At 68.5% G+C, this 16,864-nt stretch carries 16 protein-coding genes; 7 read left to right on the forward strand and 9 right to left on the reverse strand.

Annotation, left to right across the window (positions count from 1 at the left end; translation table 11 throughout):
- Positions 1–68 precede the first annotated feature (68 nt).
- Complete coding sequence (locus tag I4484_RS05460; RefSeq protein WP_197449978.1) at positions 69–1,991, reverse strand: alkaline phosphatase family protein; 1,923 nt, start codon at positions 1,989–1,991, stop codon at positions 69–71.
- 105 nt (positions 1,992–2,096) lie between these two features.
- On the opposite strand from I4484_RS05460, the gene I4484_RS05465 reads away from it, so the two are divergent.
- The 6 genes from I4484_RS05465 to I4484_RS05490 all read left to right on the forward strand — a co-directional run bounded on the left by I4484_RS05465 (position 2,097) and on the right by I4484_RS05490 (position 8,123).
- On the forward strand, positions 2,097–2,663 hold the full coding sequence (locus I4484_RS05465) for an NnrU family protein (protein ID WP_197449979.1): 567 nt from the start codon (positions 2,097–2,099) through the stop codon (positions 2,661–2,663).
- A 107-nt stretch (positions 2,664–2,770) separates the two neighbouring features.
- A complete protein-coding gene (locus I4484_RS05470) occupies positions 2,771–3,850 on the forward strand; it encodes an NAD(P)-dependent alcohol dehydrogenase (RefSeq protein WP_197449980.1) in 1,080 nt (359 codons plus the stop codon).
- Between the two features lie 205 nt (positions 3,851–4,055).
- Positions 4,056–5,171 carry a substrate-binding domain-containing protein gene (locus tag I4484_RS05475; RefSeq protein WP_197449981.1) on the forward strand — a complete coding sequence of 372 codons (1,116 nt, stop codon included), beginning with the start codon at positions 4,056–4,058 and terminating at the stop codon, positions 5,169–5,171.
- A gap of 99 nt (positions 5,172–5,270) precedes the next feature.
- Entirely contained in the window at positions 5,271–6,440 is a 1,170-nt protein-coding gene (locus I4484_RS05480; protein ID WP_197449982.1) for an ABC transporter ATP-binding protein, read from the forward strand.
- Positions 6,433–7,320, forward strand: coding sequence for an ABC transporter permease (locus I4484_RS05485; protein ID WP_197449983.1), 888 nt, complete (start codon positions 6,433–6,435; stop codon positions 7,318–7,320). The genes I4484_RS05480 and I4484_RS05485 overlap by 8 nt, the downstream gene beginning before the upstream one ends.
- Positions 7,317–8,123 carry an ABC transporter permease gene (locus tag I4484_RS05490; RefSeq protein ID WP_197449984.1) on the forward strand — a complete coding sequence of 269 codons (807 nt, stop codon included), beginning with the start codon at positions 7,317–7,319 and terminating at the stop codon, positions 8,121–8,123. The genes I4484_RS05485 and I4484_RS05490 overlap by 4 nt, the downstream gene beginning before the upstream one ends.
- Here I4484_RS05490 and I4484_RS05495 read toward each other — a convergent pair.
- The 3 genes from I4484_RS05495 to I4484_RS05505 are packed head-to-tail and all read right to left on the reverse strand — an operon-like array spanning position 8,120 to position 10,529.
- Positions 8,120–9,484, reverse strand: a complete 1,365-nt coding sequence (locus I4484_RS05495; RefSeq protein WP_197449985.1) for a sensor histidine kinase — start codon at positions 9,482–9,484, stop codon at positions 8,120–8,122. The two genes, I4484_RS05490 and I4484_RS05495, sit on opposite strands and share 4 nt — an antisense overlap.
- Positions 9,481–10,152, reverse strand: coding sequence for a response regulator transcription factor (locus I4484_RS05500; protein WP_197449986.1), 672 nt, complete (start codon positions 10,150–10,152; stop codon positions 9,481–9,483). The genes I4484_RS05495 and I4484_RS05500 overlap by 4 nt, the downstream gene beginning before the upstream one ends.
- Positions 10,149–10,529: a PepSY domain-containing protein gene (locus I4484_RS05505; RefSeq protein WP_197449987.1), complete on the reverse strand. Its 381-nt coding sequence runs from the start codon at positions 10,527–10,529 to the stop codon at positions 10,149–10,151. The genes I4484_RS05500 and I4484_RS05505 overlap by 4 nt, the downstream gene beginning before the upstream one ends.
- Positions 10,530–10,661: 132 nt before the next feature.
- Here I4484_RS05505 and I4484_RS05510 point away from each other — a divergent pair, with 132 nt between their 5' ends.
- Positions 10,662–11,135, forward strand: a complete 474-nt coding sequence (locus tag I4484_RS05510) for a PepSY domain-containing protein (protein ID WP_197449988.1) — start codon at positions 10,662–10,664, stop codon at positions 11,133–11,135.
- A 102-nt stretch (positions 11,136–11,237) separates the two neighbouring features.
- Here the strand turns inward: I4484_RS05510 and I4484_RS05515 are convergent, their stop codons facing one another.
- The 5 genes from I4484_RS05515 to I4484_RS05535 all read right to left on the reverse strand — a co-directional run bounded on the left by I4484_RS05515 (position 11,238) and on the right by I4484_RS05535 (position 16,804).
- Entirely contained in the window at positions 11,238–12,938 is a 1,701-nt protein-coding gene (locus tag I4484_RS05515; protein WP_197449989.1) for a phosphoethanolamine transferase, read from the reverse strand.
- Between the two features lie 70 nt (positions 12,939–13,008).
- Positions 13,009–14,385, reverse strand: a complete 1,377-nt coding sequence (locus I4484_RS05520; RefSeq protein WP_197449990.1) for an ATP-binding protein — start codon at positions 14,383–14,385, stop codon at positions 13,009–13,011.
- Positions 14,382–15,053 carry a response regulator transcription factor gene (locus tag I4484_RS05525; RefSeq protein WP_197449991.1) on the reverse strand — a complete coding sequence of 224 codons (672 nt, stop codon included), beginning with the start codon at positions 15,051–15,053 and terminating at the stop codon, positions 14,382–14,384. Before I4484_RS05525 ends, I4484_RS05520 begins: the two co-directional genes overlap by 4 nt.
- Entirely contained in the window at positions 15,028–16,209 is a 1,182-nt protein-coding gene (locus I4484_RS05530; protein ID WP_197449992.1) for a glycosyltransferase family 9 protein, read from the reverse strand. The genes I4484_RS05525 and I4484_RS05530 overlap by 26 nt, the downstream gene beginning before the upstream one ends.
- 73 nt (positions 16,210–16,282) lie before the next feature.
- A complete protein-coding gene (locus tag I4484_RS05535) occupies positions 16,283–16,804 on the reverse strand; it encodes a cytochrome b (RefSeq protein WP_197449993.1) in 522 nt (173 codons plus the stop codon).
- Positions 16,805–16,864 lie beyond the last annotated feature (60 nt).

A 16,864-nucleotide genomic window follows, 5' to 3' on the forward strand; every position in this document is an offset into this window, starting at 1 on the left:
TCCGTGCTCTAGTGGGTCTGCCCTCAAGCTAGGCCCGCACTGGCATAAAGACAAACCGCCCGCCGACTTCACTCCCTGGCGGGCGGGAAGCCGACCTCGAATCCGCGCGCATCGAGGTAGCGAATGTCGCGGGGTCGCCCCGCCTCGTCGAAGTCGACCAGGCCGAGGCCGCAGCCGTTCCACAGCCGCTCGCCGGCCCGGGCGCGATCGGGGTCGCGGGGGTGAATCGCCAGGCGGCGGCGCTTGGTGAACCAGTTGAGCGGCGAGTGCGGGGCGTAGAGCCAGCGGTTGAGCCGGTCGAACCAGTCCAGCAGGGTGACGGGAAAGGCGTTCTTGATGCCGCTGGCGGTGATCTGCCACAGCCGTGGGCCTTGCTCGCGGTGCCGCAGGTGGATGTCGTAGGCGAACGAGTAGTGCACGTCGCCGGAGAGAATCACGTAGTTGCCCGGCGTGCGCGAGTGGCGAAAGATGTTGAGCATGACGCTGGCGGCGCCGCGATGGGCCATCCAGTTCTCGGCATCCACCAGCAGGGGCTTGCCCGCCAGGGCGAAGAGACGCTGCACCGCCTCGATGAGCTTGACGCCGAACATGGGGGCCGGCGAGACGATGATGGCCGCGGGCGCGTCGAGCATGGCCTCCTGCAGTTCGATCAGCGCCTCCCAGTCCATCAGGCCCGAGGGGCGGGTCGGGTGGCGCTCGCTGCGCCAGCGCCGCGTGCGGGTATCCAGCACGATCAGGGGAGGCGGCCCGGGGATGCGGTACTCCCAGCCCTGGAAGCGCTGCAGCCGCTGCAGCAGGGCGTCGTGCGCCTGCCTTGGCAGCTGGCCCTCCTGCCGCTGCGCCTCGGTCATCAGTTCCGCCGCCTGTGCGCACAGGCCATCCAGGCGCTCGGGATCGTTGCCCCAGCCTTGGCAGAGCAGGTAGGCCAGCAGGGCATTGCCGATGATGCGTCGCGAGAAGGGGTGGCCGTAGGCGACCTGCTCCCAGTCGGCGGTCAGGTTCCAGTCGTCGGTCACGTCGTGATCGTCGAAGATCATCAGGCTGGGCAGGTGGGCCAGCAGGCGGGAGCAGGCGGGCAAGCCTTCGACGAAGCGCTCGAGGATGGCCTGTTCGGCCAGGAAGCGCTGGTGCCATTCGGCGTCCAGCGCAGGAGGGGAGATTTCGATCAGCCGCCACGGCACCGGCGACCAGACCAGCAGGTACATGGCCATCACCTCGGCGAAGGTGATCAGGTGATTGTGTGCATTGGCCGTGGTGAACACCGGCTTGCGTACGCCGCCGAAGAAGCGTTCGCGCAGGGCGCTGCCGCTCTCGGTGTCCGGCAGCAGCGCCTCGCGCCGGTAATAGGTGGCCGCGTCGCGATAGAGTGCCTGGCTGTCGGGCACTGTGGCGCCCTCCAGCGCCTCGTCGAACAGGCCCAGCCGTGCGATCAGGGCGTGGATCGCCACCAGCGTGGGGCCGGCCACGTCGTCGGCGTAGACCTGGTCGCCGGTCATCAGCAGCCAGGCCGGCCACTCCTGTGGCGCCCGGCGCCGCTCGGCGAGCCAGGCATCGGCGCCCACCAGGCCGTCGGGGCCGTCATGGTGGGGCTTGCGGCAGGAGCCGTGCAGCAGGCGGTGGTGGCGTTCGGCCAGCACGAAGCTCGGGTAGTGCGAGCCCGCGTGGAGCAGGTGCGGTGCCCAGTCGGCGATGCCGCGCTCCTCGGCTTCGCTGCGCACCTTCAGGTCATAGTCGACGAGCGTGCCGGTGGGCAGCGGCGTGGCGAGGGGAACGTCGATCAGGTGCAGCCAGGCATGCTGACCGACCGGGATGCGCTCGAGCCGCTCGTCGCCCAGCCGCAGGCGACGCGGCGGGTGGCCCTCGGGGTGCAGCATGAGCGTGAGTTCGAGCGGCCGCGTGGCCACCAGCCACAGCACCAGGCGCTCGGCCGACAGGCGTCGCAGCAAGGGGCCGGCCAGGACGTCGGGCAGGGGCGGGGCGTCGTCGGTCATCGGGCTCTCCTGTCTGGCGGCGCTCGCGCCATCGCTGGCGCATGACACTCCAAGTGAGTAGGCTGGGCTGCGATTCGTTCAATTCCTGCTGATGGAGACGGCAACATGCTCGTCATGATTCTGGGGCTTGTGCTCTTCCTGGGCACCCACTCCGTACGCATCTTCGCCGACGACTGGCGCAGCAAGCAGATCCAGCGCCTGGGCGAGATGCGCTGGAAGGGCTTGTTCTCGCTCGTCTCCATCGTGGGGCTGGCACTGGCCATCTGGGGCTTCGGGCGCATGCGCCTCGATCCCACCTGGGTCTGGTTCCCGCCGGTGGGAATGCGCCACGCGGTGGCGCTGCTGATGCTCCCCGCCTTCCTCCTGCTGGTGGCGGCCTACGTTCCCCATAACCACATCAAGGCCAAACTGGGCCATCCCATGGTACTGGCGGTCAAGGTGTGGGCGTTTGCCCACCTGCTGGCCAACGGGCGCCTCGGCGACATCGTCTTCTTCGGTGCCTTCCTGCTCTGGGCCGTGCTCGACTTCCGTTCTGCCCGGCGGCGCCAGCCCGCCCCGGCCGTGAGCCCGCGCGCCTCCGGCACCCTCATCACGCTGGGCGTCGGGCTGGTCGCGTACTACCTGTTCGCCTTCCATCTGCATGTGTGGGTCACCGGTGTACCGGTGATGTAGCGGCTGGCGCCCGGCGGCATTGACATGGGTCAAGGCGCTGCCGGCGATATTGATCGACCCTGATGGGACGTTGCCGGCCACCGGCATCACGACCATGAGGAAACCCCATGCCTGCCATGATGAAAGCCGCGATCTTCGTCGAGCCGGGGCGCATCGAGATCGACGACAAGCCCATCCCGGACATCGGCCCCAACGACGCCCTGATCCGTGTCACCACCACCACCATCTGCGGCACCGACGTGCACATCCTCAAGGGCGAGTACCCGGTCGAGAAGGGGCTCACCATCGGCCACGAGCCGGTCGGCGTGATCGAGAAGCTGGGCGCCAACGTACAGGGCTACCGCGAGGGCCAGCGGGTCATCGCCGGCGCCATCTGCCCGAGCTTCACCTCCTACGCCTGCCAGGACGGCTGCAGCGCCCAGGACGGCGGCCACCACGCCCACGGCTACAAGCCGATGGGCGGCTGGCGCTTCGGCAACACCATCGACGGCGCCCAGGCCGAGTACCTGAGGGTGCCCGACGCCCAGGCCAACCTGGCGCCGGTGCCCGACGGCCTGACCGACGAGCAGGTGCTGATGTGTCCCGACATCATGTCGACCGGCTTCGCCGGCGCCGAGTCCGCCGGCATCAAGATCGGCGACAGCGTGGCGGTGTTCGCCCAGGGGCCGATCGGTCTGTGCGCCACGGCCGGGGCCCGGCTGCGCGGTGCTGGGTTGATCATCGCCGTGGACGGCGTCGATGAGCGCCTGGCCATGGCGCGGCAGATGGGCGCGGACGTCACCCTCGACTTCCGCAAGGTCGACGTGGTCGAGGAGATCCTGCGCCTGACCGGCGGGCGCGGCGTGGACGCCTCCATCGAGGCGCTGGGGTTGCAGTCTACCTTCGAGGCGGCGCTGCGGGTGATCAAGCCGGGCGGCACCCTGTCGAGCCTGGGGGTCTACTCCGGCGACCTGACGATCCCGCTCGGGGCGTTCTGCGCCGGCCTCGGCGATCACAAGATCGTCACCTCGCTGTGCCCCGGCGGCAAGGAGCGTATGCGCCGGCTGATGCAGGTGATCGAGACCGGGCGGCTGGACCTCGGCCCCATGGTCACGCATCGCTACGCGCTGGAGAACATCGTCGAGGCGTACGACCTCTTCTCGCACCAGCGCGACGGCGTGCTGAAGGTGGCGATCCAGGCGAGCTGAGGGCGCATCGCGCCGCGCCAGCAGGGGCGAAACAGCGTTGAAACGCCGTGCGGATTTTTCCTGACAGGCTGCTACTCTTTGTTACACAGGGATTGAACGGTCATTCAATGTTCATCCCTTCGTCATGGAGTCGCGCGATAAGGGTCGGGGGCCAGGTCCCGCTGGCCCCTGTCACCTTGTGCAGGACCCTCATGGAGAACCCCTCATGTCGTTCACACGTCGCCGTTTCCTCAAGGGCACCCTGGCTGCCGGCGCCGCCGCCAGCGTGCCGTCGTTCTACATCAACAAGGTACTGGCCCAGGAGCAGACCCTGCGCATCTATGCGTGGGCGGGCTATTTCACCGACGAGATGCTGGCCGACTTCACCGAGAAGACCGGCATCCGCGCGACCTTTACCCCCTACGGCACCAACGACGAGCTGATGAACTCGCTGCGGGCCACCGACGGCACCGGCTTCGACGTGATCATGCCTACCGTGGACCGGGTGCCGGGCTACCTGGACTACGACCTGGTGCAGCCGCTCGACGAGTCGCGCATCAACTGGTCCGGCGCGCTCGACAGCGCCATCGAGGGCTCCGAGGTGGGCGGCGTGGTCGACGGCAAGCGCTACTTTGCCCCCAGCGACTGGGGCACCGAGGCGATCACCTGGCACCGTCGCGACGCCAAGGTCGACCGCGCCAACCTCAGCTACGCCGACCTGTGGAACCCCGAGCACGGCCAGGGCGTGACGGTGCGCGGGCACTCGGCGCTGGTGGGTATCGGCCTGTGGCTCGAGCGCGAGGGCCGGCTGCCGCATCCGCTGCTCGACTCCTACAAGAGCGAGGAGGCCATGCGCGCCAACTTCGACGTCATCCTCGAGGAGGCGATCAAGCACAAGCACATGCTGGTGCAGTTCTGGGACACCGAGAACGACGCCCAGGCGGCCTTCCGCACCAACGGCGCCATCATCGGCCAGACCTGGGATTCCACCGCCTTCCGCCTGCAGCAGGAGGGCGAGGACATCGCCTACGGCGCACCCAAGGAGGGCGCCCTGGCGTGGATGGAGGGCTTCGTGATCCCCAAGAACGCTCAGAACCCGGACGCCGTCTACGAGCTGATCAACTGGTACTACACGCCGGAGGCGGGTGCCCTGTTCGTCAAGGCGACCGGCTACAACTCCACCTCCAAGGGCGCTACCGAACTGCTGCCCGACGAGACGCGCCAGTTCTTCACCGACTCCTACACCGAGGAAGACCTGGCTAACCTGTGGTGGTGGCCGATCCAGGAGCCGTGGTACGTGGCGCTGCGCAATGAATACCAGGATCGCTACCTATCGGCATAAAGCGACGGATAAAGAGAATAAGAGGGAAGAGGGGCGCGCAGCGCCGCTCTTCCCGCTTCGTTTTAGCCGTGTAGCGGCGATCTTGCGTATGAGGTTTTGATGGACGGTAGCGTCAGACTGGACGAGGTGGTGATGCGCTTCGGCGACTTCACCGCCATCGAGAAGACCTCGCTTGCGATAGGCTCGGGCGAATTCTTCAGCTTTCTCGGCCCCTCGGGCTGCGGCAAGACCACCCTGCTCAACCTCATCAGTGGCTTCCTCGTGCCCAGCGAGGGGCAGGTGTTCATCGGCGGCGAGCCCATGGCGGGCGTGCCGGTCAACCGCAGGCCCACGGCGATGATCTTCCAGAACCTGGCGCTGTTTCCCTTGATGACGGTATTCGAGAACATCGAGTTCGGCCTCGAAGTGCGCGGCGTCGACAAGCGCAAGCGCCGCGAGGTGTCCGAACGGCTGCTGGCGCTAGTGGCGCTGGAGGGCAGCGGCCCGAAGAGGGTGACCGAGCTCTCGGGCGGGCAGAAGCAGCGCGTGGCCATCGCCCGGGCGCTGGCGGTGGAGCCGCGGGTGCTACTGCTCGACGAGCCGCTTTCGGCACTCGACCTCAAGCTGCGCCAGCACATGCGCGCCGAGCTCAAGGCGATCCAGCGCAAGACCGGTATTACTTTTATCTATATCACCCACGACCAGGGCGAGGCGCTGACCATGTCCGACCGGGTCGCGGTGATGTCGGCGGGGCGTATTCAGCAGGTCGCCGACCCCATGACGCTCTACCGCGAGCCGGCCACCGGCTTCGTTGCCGCCTTCGTCGGCGAGAACAACCGCCTCGAGGCGCGGGTGATCGACCGCGAGAACGAGCGGGTTCGCCTCGATGGCGGTGCCCTGGGCGAGCTGGCCGGCCGGGCCGGGCCCGGTGTGCGCCTGGCCAACGGCGAGGCCGCGGCGCTCTACGTGCGCCCCGAGCACCTGCGCCCGGTAGCGGCAGGGGCCGCGGGCCCCCGTTTCGACACCGAGATCGAGGCGGTGCACTTCGAGGGCGCCTGGGTGATGCTCGAGACTCGGCTGATGGCCTCGGGCGAGAAGCTGCGCGTGCAGCTCGGCCACGAGGTCTCGCGCGGCCAGGGCGAGGCGCTCGCCGCGGGCCAGCGCATGGCCTTTGCCTACGACCCCGGCGACGCCGTGGTACTGCCCGACGACGGCAGCCCGGTGGTGGACGAGGAGACCGGCGAGGTGGTGGAGGGCGATCGCGCGCAGGCGGGAGGCGCCCATGTTTAGGCAGCTGCAGGCGCGCTTCGGCGGGCCGCTGGCGATGGCCATCGTCACCCTGCTGGGGATCTGGCTGATCGTGATGGTCACCCTGCCGCAGCTGCAGATGATCGAGTATTCGCTCAAGCCCAACCTGCTGCCGGCCCAGGTCGGCGGGCCCGACGACCGGCTGACCCTGGCCAACTATGCCACCCTGTTCAACAACGACATCCACCGTGGAATCTTCTTCAAGACCATCTGGTCGAGCGTGCTGGTCACGCTGCTCACGCTCGCGGTGAGCTACCCGCTGGCCTGGTACCTGGCCAAGGTCGCCACCCCGCGCCAGGCGGCGCTGTGCATCCTGTTGCTGATCGTACCGTTCTGGATCAACGAGATCCTGCGCACCTACTCCTGGTTCATCATCCTGGCGTTTCGCGGCCCGCTCAATGAAGTGCTGATGATGCTGGGGCTGATCGAGCGGCCGATTCGCTTCCTCAGCGGCAACGGCGGGGTGATGGTCGGCATGGTCTATGCCTACATCCTGTTCATGGTGTTCCCGGTCTACAACGCCATCGAGAGCCTCGACGATAATCAGGTGCGCGCGGCCCGGGATCTCGGCGCCGGCACCCTGCGCACCCATCGGCGCATCGTCATTCCCCACGCCAAGCCGGGCATCGCCACCGGCTGCATCATGACCTTCATGCTCGCCGCGGGCAGCTACGCGGTGCCGGCGCTGCTCGGCTCGCCGGGCAGCCGCTGGTTCACCCAGATCATCTACAACTGGTTCTTCGAGGGCGGCAACTGGAACCAGGGCGCGGCCTACGCCTTCCTGCTGCTGGTGCTGTGCATCGGCTTCATGTCGCTGGTCATGAAAATCTTCAAGGTGGGCCTGGGGGACATCGGGCGATGAACTCGCAACGCTTCCTGGCCCTCGGCCTGCGCTTCTATGTGGTGGTCTTCTTCGCCTACCTGTTCCTGCCGCTGCTCGTCATGGCGGCCGCCACCTTCAACGACAGCCGCTTTCCCACGGTGACGCCGTGGGACGGCACCACGCTGCGTTGGTTCGGCGAGCTGGCGGCGGACGGCGGGATGTGGCAGGCGCTCGGCAACAGCCTGGTCGTGGCGGCCGGCGTGCTGGTCGTCGCCGTGCCCATCGGCATCGCCACCGCGCTGTTCCTCAACACCGTGTCGAGCCGCGCCAAGCCGTTCCTCTATGCGCTGATCCTGTCGCCGCTGCTCACCCCCGGGGTGATCATCGGTATCTCGACGCTGATCTTCTGGCGCCAGTTCGGCGTCAGCGGCGGCATCTTCCTCACCGTGCTGGGGCAGGCGACCTTCATCGCCGCCTACGTCATGCTGATGGTCACCGCACGGCTGCAGCGCTTCGATCGCACCCTGGAGCGCGCGGCGCTGGACCTCGGCGCCAGCCCCTGGCAGGCATTCCGCCGCATTCTGCTGCCCTACCTCAAGCCGGCGCTCTACTCGGCGGCGGTGATCGCCTTCCTGCAGTCCTTCGAGAACTACAACACCACCCTGTTCGTGGTCGGCTACGACACCACGCTGACGGTCTACATCGCCTCCAAGGTGCGCACCGGGCTCACCCCGGCGGTGAACGCCCTGGGGCTGGTCCTGATTCTCGTCACGGTGGCGTTCGCCGTGGTCTACGAGCTCAAGCGGCGGCGGGAGGCGGCGCGGGTGGTGAAAGGCGTCTAGTCCTGGCCTGACGGCACTCCGGCAAGCGGTCGCGCCGGCAGCCAGACCCGGGCGCACAGGCCGCCGAGGGTAGAGGCTTCCAGCGCCAGCCGGCCGCCGTGCAAGGCCACCAGGTCGGCGACGATGGCCAGCCCCAGCCCGTTGCCGGAGCGCTGCTCGTCCAGGCGGGCGCCGCGCGCCATGGCGGTCTCGCGCTGGGCTGCGTTCATGCCGGGTCCGTCGTCCTCCACGCAGAGCCAGGCCCCGTCGTCCCCGCTGTGTCCGTGCAGGCGGACTCGGCCATTCGCCCAGCGCAGGGCGTTGTCCAGCAGGTTGCCGACGAGTTCCTGCAGGTCCTGGGGCGCCATGCGCACGTGCAGGCCGGCCTCCAGCTCATGCTCCAGGGCCACGCCGCGGCGCCCGGCGAGCCGCCCCAGGCCCTCGAGGATGGGCGCGAGGGCCTCGGCGGCGTCGATCCGGGGAGCCAGGCCGGCGTCGCCCGCCGCGGTGGCCCGGGCCAGGTGGTGACGCACGGCGGTGTCGATGCGGGCGAGCTCGTCGCGAATCCGGCTGCGGCGCGGCTCCTCGACGCCATCGGCCAGGGTGGTCAGCACGCTCACCGGGGTCTTCAGCGCGTGTGCCAGGTTGCCGGCGGCGTGGCGGGCGTGCTCCATCAGCCGCCGGTCGCGGGCCAGCACGGCGTTCATGGCTTCGGCCAGGCGTGCCAGCTCGGCGGGCAGGCGGGCATCGAGGCGTTCGGCGTCGCCGTTCTCGACCTGCGCCAGGTCGCCCTGCAATCGCCGCAGCGGCGCCAGGCCCCAGCGCACCTGCAGCGCCAGCATGACCAACACCAGCAGGCCCAGGCCGGCGAGCGACAGCGCCACCAGCCGGGTGAAGCGGTCCAGCTCGAGCTCCAGCGTCTCCCGCGGTGCCGCCACGCTGACGTGCAGCGGCGACTCCAGCGGGGCCAGGTGGATGTCCCGCTCGACGACCCGCAGCGGGGTGTCGCGAGGTCCCGCCAGGTCACGCCGGGTCACCTCGGGCCTCTCCTGTACGGGCAGGCGCTGGTCCCACAGCGAGCGTGAGGTGAGCACCCGCTCGCCGCCGTCGCTGACCTGCCAGTACCAGCCGGAGAAGACCCGTTCGAAGCGCGGGTCGCCGAGGTCGCGCTCCTGTACCAGCTGCTGCGCCACGTCGTCCCAGGCGACACCGGCGATCACCACGTTGAGCAGCGCCTCCAACTGGCGGTCGAAGGCGCCGGTGGCGGTGGCGCGAAAGTGCTGGGCGAGGCCGAGGCCGGCCAGCGGCAGGGTAAGCGCCAGCATCAGCAGGGTGGCCAGTATCAGCCGGCTGGCCAGCGACAGCCGCTGCAGTCGTTTCATGAGGCCTCGGTGCTGCCGATGAGGCGGTAACCCTGGCCGCGGCGGGTTTCGATGCGCTCGGCGCCCAGCTTGCGCCTCAGGCGGCTGATCTGGACGTCGATGACGTTGGAGTCGGGTTCGTGGTCGCGATCGTAGACATGCTCGGCCAGCTCGCTACGGCTGACCACCCGCGGGGCGGCGTGGGCCAAGTAGGCGAGCAGGCGCGACTCCTGGGCGGTGAGGCTCACCGGGCGACCGGCCAGGGTGACGCTGCCGGTATGGGTATCGAAGGCCAGCTCGCCGATGCGCAGCACCGGATGGGCGTGGCCGTGGCTGCGGCGCACCAGGGCGCGCAGGCGGAACAGCACCTCGGCGGTCTCGAACGGCTTGGTGACGTAGTCGTCGGCGCCGGCAGAGAAGCCGGTGGCCTTGTCGGCCCAGCGGGTACGCGCGGTCAGCACCAGCACCGGCAATTCGATGGCGTCCTTGCGCCACTCGGCGAGCCAACGGCTGCCGTCGCCGTCGGGCAGCCCGAGGTCGAGGATCACGGCGTCGTACACCTCCGTGCGCACCAGGAAATCGGCCTCGCCGCCGCAGCCGGTCCGCTCGACCAGCACCCCGGCCTCGTGCAGTGCCTCCGCCAGCGCCGTGGCCAGCGCGTCGTCATCTTCCACCAGCAGCACCTTCATCGCGCCTCCTCCTTGCGCCGCATGCCGTCGATGTTGACGCCCTCCATGCCGATCAGCTCGCCGCTCGCGGCATCGAACTCGAACTCCACTACCTGACCCTGGGGGCCGAGCATCTCCACCTCGTAGATTGTCCGGCCATCATCGCGCTCCAGCTCGACTTCGAGCACCTGGCCCTCGTAGCGCGCCTCGAGCCAGTCGAGGATCTGCGGCAGCGCGACCAGCCGGCCGCTGCGTACGGCCTCGTGCAGGTCGTGCCAGTGCCTGTCGGCGAACGCCGGGGCGGCGGCCAGCAGCGACAGCCACAGGGCCGCCAGGGCGCGGCGGACGAAGGCGCGGCGCGACAGGTATTTGCGTGGAGACGGGAGTGAAGGCTTCATGAAGCAAGAGTGCCGGGCCCGACATGAATACAGCATGAACGGGGCTGTCAGCATGGGGCAAGGTGGCCGGTGCTAAAACCTGATCTGTGTCCAGAAACGTGACACTTGCCACAAGCCACAGAGGAAAGACCCATGAAACGCAACATACTCGCAGCCGGTTCGCTGGCTACCCTGATGCTCGCCTTCACCTCGGCACAGGCTTCCGACGGTCGCCTGGCGACGGATCGCCTCGACGAGGTGCTGGAGCAGGTCACGGCCTTCGGCTTTCAGCACATCCAGGAGATCGAGGCCAAGGGGCGCGACAGCGTCGAGGTCGAAGGCTGGCTCGACGACGAATGGCAGGCCGAGGTGCGCCTGTCGCTGGAGAACGGCGAATCCCTCGAAGAGGAGCGCAAGCGCCGCGACGGCGGGGCCTGGGGCATGAGCGAAGAGGACATCCGCCTGGCCATGGAAGCCGCCGTGGCCGAGGGACTGGCCGAGTTCGAGGAGATCCAGGTCGACCGCGACGGACGCATCGAGATCGAGGGCCGCGACGCCGACGGCCGCGAGATCGAGGTGCGGACTCGCCAGGGAGAGAGCGGGGCGACCGACGTGGAACGCGACTGAGCAGCCAGCGAATTCACCTCAAGCCCTTCGCCTGTCCGCCCATTGTAAGGCCCGCCGCGCCCTGCGCGGCGGGCCTTACGCTTGACCAGCGCACGGTAAGGCTCAACGATCGCCGTCGTGGGCATCGAGCTGGGCCATGAGGCTCGGCTCGAGGCGTCGGCAGTGCTGGGTGATGTCCAGGCGAACGTCGATCACGGAGCTCTCCACCCCCAGTACGCCGAGCAGGGTATGAAACAGATGATCATGGCTCACGGTACGCTCGGACTGGTGCGCCAGGCAGTCGCTGTCGAGCCCGGCGCCGCGGTCGAAGCTTGGTGACGACCACCAGATCATGGGGACGCGAGTCTGCTCGTCCGGTGCGATGGCGTACGGCAGGCCATGCAGAAAGATCCCACCCTCACCGAGCGACTCGCCGTGATCCGAAACGTAGAGCAGCGCCGCGTCCAGTGAGGGCCGGCGCTCGAGCGCCTCGATCATGGCATCCAGTACGTTGTCCGTGTAGCGCACGGCATTGTCGTAGCTGTTCACGATGGATTCTCGCGTGCATCTCGCCAGGTCGGCCTCCTCGCAGGTCGGTGTGAAGACGCGTTGCGCCTCAGGGTAGCGTTGGGAGTAGCTCGGACCATGGTTGCCGAGCATGTGTAGCACGACCACCGTGTCCTCCTCGATGCTGGCCGCCTGGCGCTCGAGTTCATCGACGAGAACCTCGTCCAGGCAGGTACCGTCGCGACATTTCTCGGGATAATCCTTGGGAGAGAGCGTGCGGCGTTCCACGCCGTCACAGACCCCCTTGCACCCCGACTGGTTGTCGATCCACAACACGCGGAAGCCGGCATGGCGCAGCACGTCCAGCAGCGACTCGTGGCTGAGAATATCGCGCTCGTCGTAATCGCGCCGGCCGCGTCGGGCGAACATGCAGGGCAGCGATACCGCCGTGCTGGTGCCGCAGCTCGAAACCCGCGGGAAGTTGACCAGCTCGCGCTCTGCCAGCTTCGGGGTGGTCTGGCGAGCATAGCCGGAGAGCCCCCAGTTGGCCGCACGCACGGTCTCGCCTACCACTAGCACCATCAGACGCGGCGCCCCGGTCGCGCTTGGCTGGCGGCGGGCGTCCTCGCCGATGGGAAGACGCTCGCTGGGCAGCGGGTCGTCGGCTGCGAGAACCTGCCCGGTTGAGACGATGGCGTTGCCCGGCGTAACCAGGAAGCGCAGCTCATGATGGTTGCGCATCAACGGAGACAAGCTCTGGAACGAGAGCAGCAGTGCCACGACCAAGACGACGACGGCACCGGCCAGCCACAGCAGCGACATGCCCAGGCCGCGTCGCCAGGAGCGGTGGCGCAATGGCCAGAGCCACAGCAGCGCAAGCGGCAGCGCCGCGTAGAGGACCAGGTATCTGGCAAGACCCGGGGTCAGCAGTTCGGTGGCCTCGCGGGTATCGGTCTGGACGACATTGTCGATCATGTGGGTGTCGAAGTAGACCCCGTAGTGACCGGTGAAATAGCTGACGCCGGCGGCCAGCAGCAGCAGCGCCGAGAGCAAAGGCTTGGCGGTGACGCGGTTGATGAACGGCAGAAAGACCACGCAGTGCAGCAGGGTCAGGATCACGCCGTAGCCGATCATATGGCCCCACTCAACCAGACTGCCGGGTGGCTCGGCGGCGAGCGTCTCCGCCCAGAACCGCTGGTTGTAGAAGAAGGTGAAGGCCAGGCAGACCATCAAGGTAAGCGCCTGGGGCGACAGGGCAGGGAGCCGCCAAGGTCGGCATCGGCGCTCGGTGTGGACGAGTGGGGGGCGTTCTGGCATGGATGAATCGTCACGGGAAGTCGATTCACCCAGCCTTGCTTGGCAACCTTAACGCTCGCTTATGGCGCCATCACTTGGTGCGTGGCAGTGTAGCCAGGGCACGCAGCCCCCCTCCGGGCGCCTCCTGCAGCTGCAGCCGCCCGCCGTGACGGGCCAGCAGGCGCTCGACGATGGAAAGGCCCAGGCCAGCGCCGGCGCCCGGGCCGGCGCGATGGAAGCGCTCGGTAACGCGCTGGCGCTCGGCGGCGGGAATGCCAGGCCCTTGGTCGTCAACGCGCAGTGTCATTCGGTCATCGTCCGCGTCCAGCGCGACGGTGATGACACTGCCGTCAGGGGAGTGGCGCAGTGCATTGCCGACCAGGTTCTGTAGCAGCGTCGCGATGGCTCCGGGTTCGGTTCGCAGCGTCCAATCGGTAGCCTCGTCGGCCTCGAGGTCCAGCCTCTGGCGTCGCTCGGCGGCGAGCGGCGTCAGCTCGGCCAACGCCTCACGCACTTCGAGGAGCAGGTCGATCTCGTGCCGCTTGGGTTCTGCCTCCTCCGGGTCCAGGCGGGCGAGCGTCAGCAGCTGCGCCACCAGGCGGGTGGCCCGTGCCACGCCGGTGCGCAGCTCCTCGAGCGCTTCGCGACGATCTTCGGGGCTCTCCGCGGCGAGGGCATTCTGGGCATGCAGATCGAGCACTGCCAGCGGGGTGCGCAGCTCGTGGGCGGCGTCAGCGATGAAGCGCTTCTCGCGCACCCGGAGCTCGCGGATCCGCTCGAGCAGGCGGTTCAGCGCGCCGACGATGGTCGCCAGCTCACGCGGCAGCGGCTGCAGCGCCAGCGGCTGCAGGGTGTGCGGGTCGCGGTGACGGATCGCCTCGGCCAGGCGCGACAGCGGGCGCAGCCCCCGGCCGGTAGCCCACCACAGCAGCAGCGCCAACAGCGGCAGACCGAACAGGTCCGGCAGCAGGGTGCGCAGGGCGACGGCGCGGGTCAGCTCGCCGCGCACGTCGCTGCGCTCGGCGACCATCACCCGGCGCGGCGAATCGGTCACGTCAAGCACGTAAATGCGCCAGTCATGCCCGGCCATGCGGTTGTCGGTGTAGCCCGGTGGGCGGTCGGTGAACGGCTGCTCCGGGGCGCTGGCGGAGCGCAGCAGCAGGCGCTCCCCCTCCCACAGCTGGAAGGCCAGCTTGCTCTCGTAGCGGTGCCCGGCGAGGCGCTTGTCCGACTGCTCGGCACGCAGCAGTGCGCTCTCGAGGCTTTCGAGCAGAGCTTCACGCTCTCCGCTCGGCAGCGGTGACTGGGCCAGGCCCTCCAGCAGGCGGGCATTCTGCGCCAGGCTGGCGTCGTAGAGCTCCTCGATCTCGTGGGCGGCGTAGCGATAGCTGACCAGCCCGATAGCCAGCATGCTGGTGGAGAACACCAGCAAAACCAGAACCAGGGTGCGGCGGCGGATCGAGGTCATGGGGCGTCGGCCTCATCCAGCACGTAGCCGATCCCCCGCACCGTGCGGATCAGGTCCGGGAACAGCTTACGGCGCAGGTGGTGGACATGAACCTCGATGGCATTGCTCTCGACGTCCGCTTCCCAGCCGTAGACCAGCCGGGTCAGGGTATCGCGGGTGAAGACGCGCCCCGGGTGGCTCATGAACTCGTGCAGCAGGGTGAACTCGCGACGCGACAGCACCACCGGCCGGCCGCGGTAGCTGACACCGAGGGTGGCCGGATCGAGGCGGATGTCGCGACACTCCAGCATGGGGCTCGCCTGGCCCTGGCTGCGGCGCAGCAGCGCGCGCAGGCGCGCCTTGAGCTCGGCTACCTCGAAGGGCTTGATCAGATAATCGTCAGCGCCGGCGTCCAGGCCGGCGATGCGGTCGTCGACGGCATCCCGGGCGGTGAGCACCAGCACTGGCACCCGGTTGCCCCGTCGGCGAGTGCTCTCCAGTACCCGCATACCGTCCAGCCCGGGCAGGCCCAGGTCGAGAATCACGGCATCGAACGGTTCGTCGCCGTGCAGCGCGTTCAGGGCCGCGGTACCGTCGGCCAGATGATCGACGGTGTAGTGCTCGGGCTTGAGAGCCAGGCGGATGCCCGAGGCCAGGCTCGGGTCATCCTCCACCAGCAGGATGCGCATGCAGGCGATCTCGTCTTCGGTCGTCGTGACCCGGGTGTGCCGGGGCTGCATGTCCATGCGCTTCGCGGCTCGGCTGCGGCGCGGGTCGCGCGGCTTCCTGGCGATGCGACACACGCTCGGCCACCGTCTCCGGGTCTGGTTGGAAAAGTACCAGATCCGCGGGGCCCTCGGGAGCGAATCTGCGTGACCCAGGCACGTTGAGCAGTGCCACCACGGGCACCGCCAGGGCGGCTGCCATGTGCATGGGGCCCGTATCCGGCGTGACGAGCCGTGGGAGCTGAGAGAGCACGGCCGCGAACTCGCGCAGTGGCAGTGGCGGCAGGAGGCGGCCGTGAACGCCGCAGGCAGATGCCAGGGCGGGAAGGTGGCGTGCCTCCTCTGGCCCCAGCAGGACCAGATAGGGCTGGCAGCGTGCCTCGAGCGCCCGCAACAGGGCCTGCCAGAAGGGGAGAGGCAGGCGCTTGTCGAGGTGGCCGCCAACGAAGATGCCGATGGCGCTGGGCGGCAGCGACTGCCTCGCCAGCAGCGCCAGTGCGGCGTCATGCTCCTGCGGGGACAGCACCAGCCAGGGGCGCGGCTCGCAGGCCAGGCCCAGGGGCGCCGCCAGGCTGTTGGCCAGTGCATGGGCGCGGGCCGGGGCAGGCCCCGCCACCCAGTCATAGGTGGCTTGCAGCCGACCGCATTGCCCCATCTTCTGCCGTGCGCCGCAAAGCTGGACGAATAGCCAACTGGTGAGGGAGCCCTCGCCGACCTGAACGGCCAGGTCGTACTCACGCCGCCGCAGTTCGATCAGCAGCCGCCACAGACGCCAGGGGCGCAGTACCATGCTGCGGCTCAGGGAGTAGTAATGCGCCAGCGGCATACCGACGAACAACGTCTGGGTCGCGTCCGTCCCCAGGTAGTCGAGCTCGATCTCAGACCGCTGCTGTGTCAACGCCTGGATCAGGCGAGCACCGATGACGGCATTGCCGATCCGAAAGTTGGGACGCACCAGCAGGATTCGCCGTGCTCCCAGCAGGGTTTCGGGTGTGGCGGGCCGTCCGGCTCGGGCATGTTTCGTCAATGCTCGGTAGAGCCAGGCCTTGGCGCCACGCTCCAGGCGCTTTCCCAGCTTGCGCATGGCCGGGTGGCGGCGGATCGAAGTCAGCAGGAACATGCAGGCGCTCCTTGATGGGGTGACGCCTGCACTTTCCCCGCTCGGTCTTATCGCAGCCTTAAGCGATCGCCACTCAGGCCATGCGCTTGAGGCTTCGCTCGCCTAGCCACCACTGATGGGCGAGGGCGGCGATCACATGCCCGCCGATCAGCAGCCACATCAAGTTGGCGAGTACTTCATGAGTTTCCTCGAAGGCCTCTTCGATCCACTCGATCTCTGGGCCAGCCGGAATCAGCGGCAGGCCGAAGAAGGCCACGCCGTGGCCGCTGCCCCAGGCGGTGAGCACGCCGCTCACCGGAATCGCCAGCAGGAGCAGATAGAGCGCCAGGTGGCCGAGGCGGGCGGCACGGCGCCAGTGCGCCGGTGGCGCCACCCGGCCGTGGTTATGCCAGCGCCAGGCCAGGCGGAAGACGAGCAGCACGAGCAGCGCTATGCCGAGGCTCTTGTGCAGGCCCATCAGGTTGGCCTTGCCGAGTTCCTCAAGCGCTTCCATCCACCAGTCGCTGGCAAGCAGGAACAGCACCAGCACGGCCATGGACCAGTGCAGGACGCGGGAGACGAGACCATAGCGGTTTTCGGTATCGAGCCAGTTCATCGGGTCACTCCTTGGAGGGGTACGTGACCGTTTTACCCGGCGCTACCTTGCGGGAGCCTT

The sequence above is a fragment of the Halomonas sp. SS10-MC5 genome (assembly GCF_015992245.1).
In the GTDB taxonomy this organism is placed as follows: Bacteria; Pseudomonadota; Gammaproteobacteria; order Pseudomonadales; family Halomonadaceae; genus Halomonas; species Halomonas sulfidoxydans.